The 13,947-nt window shown below is 55.4% G+C and carries 10 protein-coding genes and 1 tRNA gene; 9 read left to right on the forward strand and 2 right to left on the reverse strand.

What is annotated here, in order from left to right:
• Position 1: 1 nt before the first annotated feature.
• The 9 genes from sufB to SIB38_RS13495 all read left to right on the forward strand — a co-directional run bounded on the left by sufB (position 2) and on the right by SIB38_RS13495 (position 10,747).
• Positions 2–1,525, forward strand: coding sequence for a Fe-S cluster assembly protein SufB (sufB, locus tag SIB38_RS13455; RefSeq protein ID WP_294119296.1), 1,524 nt, complete (start codon positions 2–4; stop codon positions 1,523–1,525).
• 20 nt (positions 1,526–1,545) lie between these two features.
• Positions 1,546–1,728 (forward strand): hypothetical protein, encoded by a 183-nt coding sequence (locus SIB38_RS13460; protein WP_412550362.1) that lies wholly within the window; start codon positions 1,546–1,548, stop codon positions 1,726–1,728.
• A gap of 70 nt (positions 1,729–1,798) precedes the next feature.
• Entirely contained in the window at positions 1,799–2,554 is a 756-nt protein-coding gene (sufC, locus tag SIB38_RS13465; protein WP_294119298.1) for a Fe-S cluster assembly ATPase SufC, read from the forward strand.
• Positions 2,554–3,840: a Fe-S cluster assembly protein SufD gene (gene sufD / locus SIB38_RS13470; protein ID WP_412550363.1), complete on the forward strand. Its 1,287-nt coding sequence runs from the start codon at positions 2,554–2,556 to the stop codon at positions 3,838–3,840. Before sufC ends, sufD begins: the two co-directional genes overlap by 1 nt.
• Complete coding sequence (locus SIB38_RS13475) at positions 3,840–4,325, forward strand: YIP1 family protein (RefSeq protein ID WP_294119300.1); 486 nt, start codon at positions 3,840–3,842, stop codon at positions 4,323–4,325. Before sufD ends, SIB38_RS13475 begins: the two co-directional genes overlap by 1 nt.
• Positions 4,322–4,903: a YIP1 family protein gene (locus SIB38_RS13480; protein ID WP_412550364.1), complete on the forward strand. Its 582-nt coding sequence runs from the start codon at positions 4,322–4,324 to the stop codon at positions 4,901–4,903. The genes SIB38_RS13475 and SIB38_RS13480 overlap by 4 nt, the downstream gene beginning before the upstream one ends.
• 1 nt (position 4,904) lies before the next feature.
• A complete protein-coding gene (locus SIB38_RS13485; protein WP_412550365.1) occupies positions 4,905–6,125 on the forward strand; it encodes a cysteine desulfurase in 1,221 nt (406 codons plus the stop codon).
• Between the two features lie 54 nt (positions 6,126–6,179).
• Positions 6,180–6,256: transfer RNA gene (locus SIB38_RS13490), tRNA-Arg, on the forward strand.
• Between the two features lie 567 nt (positions 6,257–6,823).
• On the forward strand, positions 6,824–10,747 hold the full coding sequence (locus tag SIB38_RS13495) for a calcium-binding protein (RefSeq protein WP_412550366.1): 3,924 nt from the start codon (positions 6,824–6,826) through the stop codon (positions 10,745–10,747).
• Between the two features lie 27 nt (positions 10,748–10,774).
• Here SIB38_RS13495 and SIB38_RS13500 read toward each other — a convergent pair whose 3' ends face one another.
• On the reverse strand, positions 10,775–11,395 hold the full coding sequence (locus SIB38_RS13500; RefSeq protein WP_412550367.1) for an NTP transferase domain-containing protein: 621 nt from the start codon (positions 11,393–11,395) through the stop codon (positions 10,775–10,777).
• 32 nt (positions 11,396–11,427) lie between these two features.
• Positions 11,428–13,848, reverse strand: coding sequence for a GcvT family protein (locus tag SIB38_RS13505; RefSeq protein ID WP_412550368.1), 2,421 nt, complete (start codon positions 13,846–13,848; stop codon positions 11,428–11,430).
• Between the last annotated feature and the right edge of the window lie 99 nt (positions 13,849–13,947).

Here is a 13,947-nt window from a genome sequence, read left to right on the forward strand (position 1 = left end):
CATGGCGGCAATTGATCAGACCCAAGTCAAAGAAGGTGTTGACCAGGAAACCGTGGATGCCGTGCGCGAAGTTGGCGGCAAATACAAATACGGTTGGGAAACCGAGATTGAGATGGAATATGCCCCCAAAGGGCTGACCGAGGACATTGTCCGCTTGATTTCGGAGAAAAACGAAGAGCCGGAATGGATGACCGACTGGCGGCTGGAGGCGTATAAGCGCTGGCTGACCAAAGAGGAGCCGGATTGGGCGATGCTGGACTATCCGGAAGTGGATTTCCAGGACCAGTACTATTACGCGCGTCCAAAGAGCATGGAAGAAAAACCGAAGTCTTTGGATGAGGTGGATCCAAAGCTGCTGGCCACCTATGAAAAGCTCGGCATCCCGCTGAAAGAACAGATGATTTTGGCTGGCGTTGAAGGTGCGGAGAACGCCCCTGCTGAAGGCCGCAAAGTCGCGGTTGATGCGGTGTTTGACTCCGTATCTGTTGGCACAACTTTCCAGAAAGAGTTGAAAGAAGCAGGGGTGATCTTTTGCTCGATCTCTGAAGCGATCCGCGAGCATCCTGAACTGGTGAAGAAGTACCTCGGGTCCGTGGTTCCGGTGAGCGACAACTTCTACGCCACTTTGAACAGCGCGGTGTTCTCTGACGGGTCCTTTGTTTACGTGCCGCCTGGCGTGCGCTGCCCAATGGAACTGTCCACCTACTTCCGTATCAACGCGGAAAACACCGGCCAGTTTGAGCGGACGCTGATCATTGCGGACAAAGGCTCATACGTATCCTACCTTGAAGGCTGTACCGCACCTCAGCGTGACACGTCTCAGCTGCACGCGGCTGTGGTGGAAATTGTCATCGAAGAAGATGCCGAAGTGAAGTACTCCACCGTTCAGAACTGGTATCCTGGCGATGAGAACGGCAAGGGCGGTATCTACAACTTTGTGACCAAGCGCGCCGATTGCCGTGGTGACCGTGCCAAGGTAATGTGGACCCAGGTTGAAACCGGCTCGGCCGTGACCTGGAAGTACCCATCCTGCATTCTTCGTGGCGATGATGCGCAGGGTGAATTCTACTCGATTGCGATCACCAACAACCACCAGCAGGCCGATACGGGCACCAAGATGATCCACTTGGGTAAAAACACCAAGTCGCGGATTGTCTCCAAAGGCATCAGCGCGGGTGTGGCGCAGAACACCTACCGTGGTCAGGTGTCTATGCACCCGAAAGCAAAGAACAGCCGCAACTACACCCAATGTGACAGTTTGCTGATTGGCGACAAATGCGGGGCGCACACGGTGCCGTACATCGAGGTGAAGAACAATTCGTCTCGTGTCGAGCACGAAGCGACGACCTCCAAGGTGGATGATGAGCAGATGTTCTACTGCCGTCAGCGTGGCATGGACGAGGAAGAGGCTGTCGCCCTGATTGTGAACGGTTTTGCCAAGGAAGTGCTTCAGGCGCTGCCGATGGAGTTTGCCATGGAAGCACAACAGCTTGTGGCGATCTCGCTTGAAGGCTCCGTAGGCTAATGGAAACGCTTCACGCCCTCATGCAACAATCTGCCGGCGTTGGCGCCGGCATCGCTTTCGGTTCCGCCGTTGGCTTTACCCTGCGCAAAAAGCGCCTTGGCTCGAACGAGGGGCTGATCGCTGGATCAGTGTTTGTGACCTCGGCCGTGTGTGGAATTGTGGCGATGGGTGTGATGATGCTGATCACATATGTGAGCGCCTAAGCAGCGGCGTCACAAACAAAGATATGACCGGGTGCTGCGGCATCCCGTGGAAACGCGAAGGAAGATGAACATGTTGGAAATCAAAGGCCTGAAGGTCAAACTTGAAGAAGAAGACAAGCAGATCCTCAAAGGTGTGGATCTGAAAGTGGAAGCGGGCAAAGTGCACGCGATCATGGGCCCAAATGGCTCCGGCAAATCCACGCTGTCTTATGTGCTGTCTGGCAAAGACGGCTATGAGGTGACTGACGGTGAGGCCACATTGGGTGGTGAAGACCTGCTGGAACTGGAAGCAGAAGAACGTGCGGCTCTGGGTCTGTTCTTGGCGTTCCAATACCCGGTTGAAATCCCTGGCGTGGGCAACATGACCTTCCTGCGCACCGCAGTGAATGCACAGCGCAAGGCGCGTGGCGAAGAGGAGCTGTCTGCGGCGGACTTCCTGAAAGAGATCCGTGCGAAGGCGAAAACCCTGAAAATCGATGCCGACATGCTGAAGCGTCCCGTCAACGTTGGCTTCTCCGGTGGCGAGAAGAAGCGTAACGAGATCCTGCAGATGGCGATGCTCGAGCCAAAGATGTGCATCCTGGACGAGACCGACTCCGGTCTGGACGTGGATGCGATGAAACTGGTGTCTGAGGGTGTGAACGCGCTGCGGGACGCAGGCCGCGGTTTCCTTGTGATCACGCACTACCAGCGCCTGCTGGACCACATCAAACCAGACGTTGTGCACATCATGGCGGACGGTCGCATCATCAAGACCGGAGGCCCTGAGCTGGCGCTGGAAGTTGAGAAAAACGGCTACGCCGACATTTTGGCGGAGGTCGCATAATGGCGGCTTTGGCTAAGAAGCAAGAGGCCACGGCGGCGCGTTTGGACGGGTTGACCGTTCCGGCGAGCGGTCAGTGGGCCAGCGAAGCACGCGCGGCGGCTTTGGGCCGTCTGCGCGAGATGGGGTTGCCGGATCGTCGGGACGAGTATTGGAAATACACCCGTCCAGACACACTGACCCAGGCTGATGCGCCTGCCGCGGCGGTTTTTGACACAGGCGAGCCGCCATTGTTTGACAGCTTTGATCGGATCAAGGTGGTGTTTGTTGATGGTGTGTTTGATGCGGAGCAGTCTGACGAGCTGGCAGGCGAAGGCCTGACGATCGAGCGTTTGGCGGACGTGGCTGAGAAAGATATCCATTGGGCAAAAGAGCTCTATGGGGTGCTCGAAGCCAAAGGTCAGACCCCGGTGGAGCGCCCTCTGGCGGCATTTAACACGGCCTTCGCTACGGATGGTGTTGTGATCCACGTGACTGGCAAGGTCGCAAAGCCCGTGAGCCTGATCTATCAGCACAAAGCAGAAAGTTCTGACGCGGTCCTGCACCATGTGATCAAGCTTGACGCTGGTGCGGAAGTGACCGTGCTGGAAAACGGTCCGGCGGCGGCGCGTTTCAACAAGTCCATGGAAGTGAACGTGGCCGACAAGGCTGCCTTCCACCATGTGCGTGCACAGGGGCGTGACCATGAGCGGCGTGCTGTCACGCATTTATTTGGACGTCTGGGCACCGAAAGCGTGTTCAAAAGCTTTACACTGACTGTGAACGGCCGTTTGACCCGCAATGAAGCTGTGCTTGAACTGACGGGTGACGATGCCGTGGCCCATGTGGCGGGCGCCTGTCTTGGCGATGGTGATTTCCATCACGACGACACAGTCTTTGTCACCCATGACGCGGTGAACTGCGAAAGCCGTCAGGTGTTCAAGAAAGTGCTGCGCAACGGGGCAACCGGCGTTTTCCAGGGCAAGATTCTGGTGCAGCCGGGCGCACAGAAGACTGATGGTTATCAGATCAGCCAGTCGCTTCTGCTGGACGAAGACAGCCAGTTCCTCGCCAAGCCTGAGTTGGAAATCTACGCCGATGATGTGGCCTGTTCGCACGGCTCCACCTCTGGTGCGATTGACGAAGACGCGTTGTTCTACTTACGGGCCCGTGGTGTTCCAAAAGACATCGCAACCGACTTGCTGGTGATGTCCTTTGTGGCCGAAGCCGTAGAGGAAGTCGAAAGCGAAGAACTGCGTGACGAGATCATCGGACGCTTGGAGTCCTGGTTGGAGCGTCGACGCGGCTGATGTCTGTGACGAGCGATATGATGGCCAGCTACCGTACCCCGCGTGCGGTGGTTGCCCGCCGTCTGGCGATGGGCGAGCGTGAGGACCGTGCCTTTGCGATCCTTATGGCCGCCTGTGGCGTTATTTTTGTGTCACGCTGGCCTGCTTTGGCGCGCGAGGCGCATCTGGCACAGGTTGAGCTCAACCCTCTGTTGGGCGCCAATCTTTTTGCACTGATGTTTGTGTTGCCGCTTTTGGCGGTCACGTTGGCGTTTGTTTCTCATCTGGTGTTGCGTGCCTTTGGTCGCAAACAGTCCAGTTTTGGAGCCCGTTTCGCGCTGTTCTGGGCGATGCTCTCAACCGGGCCGCTGTATCTGCTTGTTGGTCTTGTAGAAGGCTTTATTGGGCAAGGGACGGCGTTGACCATTGTTGGCCTGCTTTGGTTTGTCTCGTTTTTCTGGATCTGGATTTCTGGATTGCTGGAAGCGGGTAGGGTGGCGTCATGAAAGCGCAACTGACCGCTCTTTTCTGGCTGACCGTGCGTGACCCAAGCGAGGCTGCGGTAGCGCTCATGAGCCGTCCGGTGCCGCGCAACGTGGGCTGGATGCTTTTGGCTTTGGGTATAGTGTTAAATGCACTGGCGCATTTTGCCACGCTCACGCTGTTTCCAGCGCCACCAGAGATGAACGTGCCGTTTTTGACAGCGCCTTTTTTCTACACAACGATCCTTGGCTGTGGCCTCGTGATGCTGGTGTTCTCCTTTTATTGGGGGGGGCGCGCCATTGGCGGTCGGGGCAGGTTTGACGATGTGCTGCTGGCCATCGGCTGGCTGCAATACATGCGGTTTGCCGTGCAATTGGCATCTCTGCTGCTGATGCTGGCGATGCCTGGGTTTGCCTTGGTCTTTGTATTGGGCGTCGGCCTGTATTCGATCTGGGTTGTTTTGAATTTCATCAACGTGATCCACGGCTTTAACAGCCTGGGCAAGTCCGTGATGCTGGTGTTGATCACTATGATGGGCCTGACCGTTGGAATGACACTGCTTTTGTCGCTGGGTGCGGCGACCGCTATTGGGATGTCCTGAGATGTATGACGTCAACAAGATCCGTACTGATTTTCCAATCCTGAGCCGCGAGGTGAATGGCAAGCCGCTGGTCTATTTGGACAACGGTGCTTCGGCGCAAAAGCCGCAGGTGGTGATTGATGCGATCACCAACGCCTACGCAATGGAATATGCGAATGTCCACAGAGGCTTGCACTACCTTTCTAACCTCGCGACGGATAAGTATGAGGCGGTGCGCGGCAAGATTGCCAAATTTCTGAACGCTGGCAGCGAGGATGAGATCGTCCTGAATTCCGGCACGACCGAAGGCATCAATATGGTGGCTTATGGCTGGGCCATGCCGCGTCTGGAACCAGGCGACGAGATCATTCTCTCGGTGATGGAGCACCATGCCAACATCGTGCCGTGGCACTTTCTGCGGGAACGGCAAGGCGTTGTTCTGAAGTGGGTGGATGTGGACAGCACCGGTGCGCTGGATCCACAGGCGGTGATTGATGCGATTGGGCCCAAGACCAAACTGGTGGCTGTGACGCAATGCTCCAACGTGCTGGGCACTATGGTGGATGTAAAGGCCATCACGGAAGGCGCACATGCCAAGGGCGTGCCTGTGCTCGTTGATGGCTCTCAAGGGTCGGTGCATGCGCCGGTGGATGTGCAGGACATTGGCTGTGATTTCTACGCCATCACTGGCCATAAGCTCTATGGGCCATCTGGGTCCGGGGCGATCTATTGCAAAATGGATCGCATGAAAGAAATGCGTCCGTTCATTGGCGGCGGCGACATGATCAAGGAAGTCTCCAAGGAGGCTGTGATCTACAACGATCCCCCAATGAAGTTCGAGGCAGGCACGCCGGGCATTGTGCAGACGATTGGCTTTGGTGTGGCGCTGGACTACCTCATGGAGCTCGGGATGGACAATGTCGCAGCCCATGAAGCCAAGCTGCGTGACTATACGATGCAGAAGCTGTCCGGTCTGAACTGGCTGCAGGTGCAAGGCACCAGGGCGGACAAAGCGGCGATCTTCAGTTTCACATTGGATGGTGCGGCGCACGCGCATGACATCTCCACGATCTTGGACAAAAAGGGCGTGGCTGTGCGGGCGGGACACCACTGTGCGGGGCCATTGATGGAGCATTTGGGTGTGTCTGCGACTTGTCGCGCCAGCTTTGGGCTCTACAACACCACCGATGAAGCGGACACGCTCATCGAAGCGCTTGAACTGGCGCACGAACTCTTTGGATAGACGTTCATTTTGCGATTGCGGGGCGTAGCCACACTGGCTATACCCCGACCTTAGGCACCTGTAGCTCAGCTGGATAGAGCGCTGCCCTCCGAAGGCAGAGGCCAGAGGTTCGAATCCTCTCAGGTGCGCCACTTCTCTTAACAATTAGACGTTGATCGCCCCCGAAGAGATTCGGTTTTTGCGCGCCAATTGTGGCGCAAACCGGCGGACTTTGAGGCGCAAATTTGGCGCGTTGGGGCAGCCTGGAGGCACCATTGTGGCAACATTTGGGCATGCCCAAACTGCCTAAAATCCCGCTAACATCGCTTTTCGGCCGATTTTGAATTTCCCGACTGGGAACCCCCTGTTTTTCAGGGGTTTAAGCCAAGATTATCGAAGCCCAAACAATTTGAAATGAAGCTGTCCGGTATTGTCCGTTTCCTGTTTGGGACTCGTAAGCCCTGCCGATCTACCACTGAGGGTGGGATTTTAACGGCTCAGGGGTGGGCCATAGGTGGGAACGAGTAGATGTCTCTCAAACATACGAGCTTCATCAAGACCAAGACGCATAGATCGGTCGCTTTGCACTCAGAAGGGTGTGCGCAGACGCAGCAGGATCAAAACCTGGCCGCGACTTTGTAACGATTTCTGAGGATAGTTAGATGCCTATTACCATTACTGTGGATCGCAGTAGTGCGCCGATAGAGGTGCGCCCGGACATGTTTGGTGTGAACCTGCTGACCAGCACTAACGAGGTCAACGGGGTTCCAAATGACCGCTATGTGGAAGCTGTGGAATTGGTAGGAGCCACGCGGTTGCGCTATCCGGCCGGACGTGCAGCCAACGAACAGATTACCGAGTTGGATCGTGGTGAAAGTGGTTTCAACCAGATCCGCGAAGATGTGCGCAACTACTTAGATTGGGTCATGGAGAATGATGCGCGCACCACCCTTGTGGTGCCTGCATTGGCGGATGCGCATACCAATCAGCAAGACATTCGGGACTGGGCTGAACTGGTTCTGGAATACATGGGTGACAAGGCTGAATTGATTGTCGGCTATGAAATCGGAAATGAGTTCTGGCAAACCATCGATGAAGTAAAATACGGCGAATATGCAGAAGACATCGCGAACGCTCTGCGTGGAGCCACTGTTGACGGCTATCAGCCCGAAATTTGGGTTCAAACCGCCAACGTGGCCGGTGGCGCGTCCAATTACAAAGGCGGCAATTTTGGCTCGATCAGTGATGCTGATGCTATTGCGGCTATGGAGCATTGGGACGAGGATCATCGGCCTAGTGATTGGAGCGATTCCCAATCTGCAGAGCAATATTACAAAAGCCTAAATGGCTATGAAAAACGCATTGTCAAAGGCAACCTCGAGCTGCTGGAGCAGCTTGATGCGGACCACAACATTGCCAATGGGTTTCAGACCAATAGCGCGACTTCCGCCATTGATGGCATTGTAGCGCATTATTACTTCGACAAGGAACTCGAGGGCTACGATCAGAGTGAGTCTCTGACGCGTTCAGAAAACAAATACCTGGATTTGCGGTTTTCAACTTGGGAAGCCATGTTGCCCCAGGATTTGAGCATTCAGATGACAGAGTGGAATGTCGAAACCGGGCACTGGCATTGGTTGGGCCTTAAGGCGGCCGGTGTAGTGGTCGAGCAGTTTCAGAACATGGTTGAGATGGGTGTAGATGGTGCGGACTTCTGGACCGTGCGTCACAATACGTCCACATCGATTGCTGGCGGCAATGCGGATGACAATCCGGTAGAATTGACACCTGCTGGCGTGATGTTGCAGCTGATGTCGGAGAGCTTAAACCCGGACGAGGGCGCCATGTACGCCCTATCTACTGATGGCTTTGACGAGACAAAGCTGGAGGTCAACGCCTATTCAAATGGCTACACAAGCGTTGTGTATGTCACCTCACACACCGAGACCTTTAACAAGAGTTTTTCTCTGGATTTGACCGAGCTGGTCGGCGACGCAGAGGCCTGGAGTGGCCGGGTGGTCGGCATGGATGCGAGTTCGTCGGACGGATTTAGCGACAATGCGGCTTATGACGAGCATGGCAATCTGGTACAGCGGGTTGGAAAGCGGACCATTGATAGTGCTGAGCGGGCAGATCTGATCGAGGTTCTAGGCGATGCCTATGATGACAGCTTGATCAAGGAAAGCTCCGGTAGCTGGAAGACCTATTTGCCCAAACCGGAGGACATTTATGTTCGGCCTGGCGTTGGCAATCCAACATCGTTAGATGATTTTTACTTTGCGACGGAAACAGACGTTGCCGGCTCGCTGACACTTCTCAGTCAGTCGCAGCTTGGTAGTAGTGCGAGCAACATAAGTTTTCGATTGAACCCCTATGAGGTGATTGAAATCACGCTGGAGCATTCCAACGTGCAATCCGGTGACGGCTCGTCAGAAGTGATGCGCGGCGGTTACGGCGTAGATGAGTTCAATGGCAGCGGAGGCGATGATTTCCTGCGTGGCTACGACGGTATGGATATCCTTGTCGGCGGCACCGGGCACGACTCTGTTTATGGTGATGCAGGAAATGACCGCTTGGAAGGTAAATCCGGCCACGACCGCCTGTACGGAGGCACCGGAGATGACAAACTTGTGGGCGGTGACGGCGACGATTATCTTCGCGACGACGCCGGAAGAGATGACTTCTTTGGTGGCAACGGGATAGATACGGTTTCCTATTGGGGGCACACAAAAGGTGTCTCAGTGAGCCTAAAGTCTGGCAACAATTCCAGCGCAGACACTTATAACAGCATTGAGAATCTGTACGGTTCAAATATCGCCAATGACACGTTGTTCGGCGATGATGCGGACAATTTGCTGTACGGCGCCGGTGAAGATGACCGGTTGTATGGTTACGCTGGCAATGACACCCTTAAAGGGGGAGATGGCGACGATTATCTGCGTGATGACGCGGGCAGTGATGTTTTCCTAGGTGGGGATGGCGAAGATACAGTGTCCTATTGGGGGCATTCTCAGGGTATGACCGTGAACCTGACCACAGGGTATAACACTGGTGGCGATAGCTATGAGAGTATTGAACATCTTCTTGGATCCAATTTTGCGGATGACACGTTTTATGGAAACGCCCGTGGGAACACACTGGATGGAGCAAATGGTGACGACACGCTCTTCGGATATGACGGTGATGATTCCTTAGTAGGACGTGAAGGAAAAGATCGACTGTATGGTGGTACGGGGGACGACACACTTTTAGGTGGCGACGATGACGACTATCTGCGCGACGAGTCCGGGCGGGACCTTTTTGACGGCGGATCTGGGCGCGACATGGCTTCTTATTGGGGGCATGGTTCCGGCGTATCGGTCAACCTTTCAACGGGATACAGCAGCAGCGGCGATACCTATATCAGCATTGAAGACCTGCTCGGGTCCAACAATGCTGACGACCGTCTGACCGGAAACTCCGGTGACAACTACCTCCGTGGTGCCTCTGGTGATGACACCTTGGCTGGAGAGGGCGGAGATGACAGTCTACGTGGTGACAATGGGGCGGATATCCTGATCGGCGGCACCGGGGCAGATAGCCTCCTTGGCGGTTCCGGGAACGATAGCCTAATCGGTGACGATGGAGAGGATCGTCTTTATGGGGACACAGGTAACGACACCCTAATCGGAGGGGATGGAAACGATTACCTGCGCGACGAATCCGGTCGAGATGTCTTTGACGGCGGAGCCGGACGAGATACGGCCGCGTATTGGGGCCATGCCACTGGCGTTACCGTGAACCTTGAAACAGGCGTAAACAGCAGTGGTGATACGTACATCAGCATTGAAGATCTCTTAGGGTCAAACAAAGCGGCAGATCACCTGACCGGCGATTCTCAAGCCAACTACATTCGGGGCGCGTTTGGAAATGACACTTTGATCGGTGGCTACGGCGGTGACACACTTAGCGGAGACCAAGGAAGCGATGTTCTTGAGGGCGGACTTGGCGCAGATAGCCTGTTTGGCGGAAGCAATAATGATGTCCTAAGCGGTGGTGACAACGATGACCGCCTTTACGGCGACAGCGGGAACGATACATTGCTCGGCGGGAACGGAGACGACTATTTGCGAGACGATTCAGGTCGAGACGTTTTTGATGGTGGTAACGGTCGAGACATGGCTGCGTACTGGGGGCATTTATCTGGCGTCACCGTGAACCTTGAGACTGGTGAAAACAGTTCTGCAGACACATACATCAGCATTGAAGACCTGTTGGGGTCCGATCATGCAGCGGATCACTTGACCGGTGACGCGCAAGCAAACTATCTGCGTGGAGCTGCCGGTGACGATACTTTGATCGGTGGAGGAGGCAACGACACTCTGCGCGGTGATGCCGGTGACGACGTCATGACCGGTGGGGATGGCAGCGATCTGTTCCTGTTCCACAATGATTTTGGCCAGGATATTGTGAGCGATTTTGACCTCGCCGAGGATGTATTGAGCTTTGCGTCTGTTGATGCGCTGACGAGTTTCTCTGATGTAGTCAACAATCACGCCACTCAAGTGGGGTCGGACGTGGTGATTTCTGTCAGCGGTAGCCATGAAATTACGCTGGAAGATGTAACGCTTGGCGATTTGGCTGCGCACCACTTTGACTTTTAAAGAAAATACAGACCGCTTCCGCGGTCCTTATTTTTGGAAAGACTGTCGCCATGTCTGCCATGCTTCGGGTGTGTCCAAGTCAGTTAACGCATGGCGTTCTGGAAGAGGAATAAAATGTACTCCGTCTGCGTGGGATTTTAGAACCGACCGCGCACCAACGTCGCCAGATAGGGCGCGCAATTCTCCAAACAGATTTTTGGGAAAAACAACCGGGTGGCCCGGTTGGTTATCGATGGAAGTGGCGCGCAAAATTTTGTCTGCTTGCGCCTCGTGAGCCGAGATCATCGAGCGCAAGTCTTGCTCAGTGAGTTCCGGCATATCTGCAGGAACCACCATCACTCCGCTGGCCTGTGCTGGAAGTTGTGCAATGCCGGCACGCAGTGAATGGGCCATGCCTTCAGCTGCGTCAGGCACGGTGACTGTTTGGCAATCCAGCCCCGAAAGAGCAGAATACCTCGCTTCGTCGCCTTCCCGCAGGCACACCAGAACAAAATCACATACTGCGCAAGCATGGCCCGCAAGTTTGCGCAGCAAAGGTTTGCCGTCCACTTCTTCGAGAAGCTTGTCACCTCCGCGCATGCGAGAGGACGCGCCTGCCGCCAAAAGCAAAATGGCTATGTTGCTTTCAGTTGAATGATGTCTCGTCATATAGGGACTTTGGCGTAGGCCTTGTTGAAAGGCTAGCCCTTCATGCGCGCTCCATCCCCGTCAAAGAGCGGTTTGGACAACAGGCGGGCAGGGCGCATTTTGCCGAGAATTTCAATTTCAACTTCAAGGTCGTCTGATATTCGTTCTGTAGGGACAAATCCAATGGCGACAGATTTCTTAGCGTTGTGGGCATAGCCGCCCGAGGTGCAGAACCCGACCACCTCGCCGTCAAGCCAAATTGGCTCATAGGCCTGCACGTCCGCATCATCAGCGTCTACCTCAAAGGCGCAGAGTTTGCGATCTGGCCCCACCTCTTTGTCATGTTCAGCGGCTGCGCGGCCAATGAAGTCTTCCTGCTTTTTAAATGCGATAAACCGATCGAGGCCGGTTTCGGCGGCTGTGTAATCCGGAGAATACTCAGACAGCCAGGACCCGAAGAATTTTTCCAGCCGCAATGACATCATCGCCCGCATGCCAAAGGGGCGCATGCCAAGGGGCTCACCCGCTTCCCAAAGCGTCTGCCACAGCGCGCGTTGCGCCATGGGATCGCAGAATATTTCGAAACCAAGGTCACCGGTATAGCTCACGCGCTGCACGAGGCAATCAACCATGCCGACCGTCAGTGGACGTACGTCCATAAACGCCATGTCGGAAATGTCGTCTCTTGTACAGGTTTGTAGAATTTCACGGGCTTTGGGTCCGGCGAGCTGGAAGCCTGTCAGTCGGTCAGAGACGTTTTTGACCAGCACGCCGTCCATTTCATTCTGTTCAAACCAGCGCATGTGATAGGCCTGCGCGCCGTAAGATGCGGTGAGTTGGAACGCGGTTTCAGACAGACAAGAGACGGTGAAGTCACCGACCAACTTGCCTTTGTGCGACAACATTGGCGTGAGGCTCAAGCGGCCTTGTTTGGGGATACGTCCTGCCATGATGCGGTTGAGCCAGGCACGGGCGTTGGGGCCGGTGACCATGTATTTCCCGAAGTTGTGCACCTCGTTGATGCCAACGGCGTTACGCACAGCCGCCACTTCTCGCGCTGTTGCATCAAAGGCGTTGGACCGGCGGAAGGAGGGGGTTTCATAGCGGGGTTCGTCATCTTGTGCGAAGTAGTTGACCACTTCGAGCCCAAATTGTTGCCCCCAGACCGCGCCCATTTTGTCAAAGATATCATACATTGGCGTTTGCCGGAATGGGCGGGCGGCAGGCAGTTCCTCGTTAGGGTAAGAGACAGAGAAGCGGGTTTGGTAGTTTTCGATGACTTTGGGACGGGTGTAGCCGGGCGTGATCCAGTCACCAAAACGGGCGCAATCCATGGCGAATGTGTCGCGCTCGGTTTCGCCTTCTACCATCCACTGCGCGAGCATCAGGCCAACGCCACCGCCCTGAGAGAAGCCGGCCATCACGGCGCATGCGGACCAATAGTTCCGCATGCCTGGTACTGGTCCAACCAGCGGATTGCCGTCAGGAGCAAAAGTGAAAGGGCCGTGGATCACGGATTTCACGCCAGCGGTGGCAAGGGCCGGGAAGCGTTTGTAGGCAAACTCAATGGAGGCTTCGATTTTGTCGAAGTCATCGGGCAGCAGCTCATGGCCAAAATCCCAAGGTGTGCCGTCTACACCCCACGGGAGACAGGGTTGCTCATAAAAGCCAATGCACAGCCCGCGGCCTTCTTGGCGGAAGTAGCTCTCACCGGCTGGATCCATCACATGCGGATGCTCTTTGCCGTCCTGCATCATCTCGACAATCAGCGGCACATCCTCAGTGACGATATATTGGTGCTCCATTGGATGAAGAGGGAAGTAAACTCCCGCCATCGCGCCGACCTCCCGTGCCCATAGACCCGCTGCGTTGACGACATGCTCGGCGTGGATCGTGCCTTTGTCGGTGACAACGTCCCAGGTGCCGTCCGGACGTTGGGTCGTTGCGGTGACTTTCGTGTGGGTTTTGATTGTCGCTCCGCCCAATCGCGCGGCTTTGGCATAGGCGTGCGTTGTTCCGGACGGATCAAGATGACCGTCCAGCGGATCATACAGCGCGCCGATGATGCCATCGGTGTTCGTGGCTGGGGCAAATTGTTTGATTTCATCCGGTGTGAGAATCTCGGTATCGAGCCCCATAAATCGATGTTTGGCCCGCTCTGCGAGCAACATGTCAAAGCGATCCTGATTGTCCGCTAGGGTCACTCCGCCCACGTGGTGCAATCCGCAGGACATGCCGGTGAGCTCTTCCAGCTCGCGGTAAAGATTGATTGTGTACCCTTGCAGCGCCGCCATATTGGTGTCGCCATTGAGCGTGTGAAATCCGCCGGCTGCATGCCAGGTTGAGCCGGATGTGAGCTCTGAACGTTCGATCAACATGACGTCGGACCAGCCAAGTTTGGTTAGGTGGTACAGAACAGAGCAGCCAACGACGCCGCCTCCGATCACTGCTACGCGGGTCGTCGTCGTGGTCATGGATGCCTCCTGTGTTCCCTGACGTCTATGAAATCGGGGGCATCAGGTGCACAGCATGCTCAAACGCGACACTTTTCGTCGCAAATGGCTTTAAGGCGG

This window comes from Shimia sp. MIT910701, from assembly GCF_047126315.1.
Lineage (GTDB): Bacteria > Pseudomonadota > Alphaproteobacteria > Rhodobacterales > Rhodobacteraceae > Shimia.

Bases quoted from the DNA above. Each gene is read 5' to 3' on its own strand.
- SIB38_RS13485 (WP_412550365.1), top strand. From the start codon at position 4,905: ATGTATGACGTCAACAAGATCCGTACTGATTTTCCAATCCTGAGCCGC.
- SIB38_RS13505 (WP_412550368.1), bottom strand. From the start codon at position 13,848: ATGACCACGACGACGACCCGCGTAGCAGTGATCGGAGGCGGCGTCGTT.
- SIB38_RS13475 (WP_294119300.1), top strand. From the start codon at position 3,840: ATGTCTGTGACGAGCGATATGATGGCCAGCTACCGTACCCCGCGTGCG.
- SIB38_RS13495 (WP_412550366.1), top strand. From the start codon at position 6,824: ATGTTTGGTGTGAACCTGCTGACCAGCACTAACGAGGTCAACGGGGTT.
- sufC (WP_294119298.1), top strand. From the start codon at position 1,799: ATGTTGGAAATCAAAGGCCTGAAGGTCAAACTTGAAGAAGAAGACAAG.
- SIB38_RS13480 (WP_412550364.1), top strand. From the start codon at position 4,322: ATGAAAGCGCAACTGACCGCTCTTTTCTGGCTGACCGTGCGTGACCCA.
- SIB38_RS13500 (WP_412550367.1), bottom strand. From the start codon at position 11,395: ATGACGAGACATCATTCAACTGAAAGCAACATAGCCATTTTGCTTTTG.
- sufD (WP_412550363.1), top strand. From the start codon at position 2,554: ATGGCGGCTTTGGCTAAGAAGCAAGAGGCCACGGCGGCGCGTTTGGAC.
- SIB38_RS13460 (WP_412550362.1), top strand. From the start codon at position 1,546: ATGCAACAATCTGCCGGCGTTGGCGCCGGCATCGCTTTCGGTTCCGCC.
- sufB (WP_294119296.1), top strand. From the start codon at position 2: ATGGCGGCAATTGATCAGACCCAAGTCAAAGAAGGTGTTGACCAGGAA.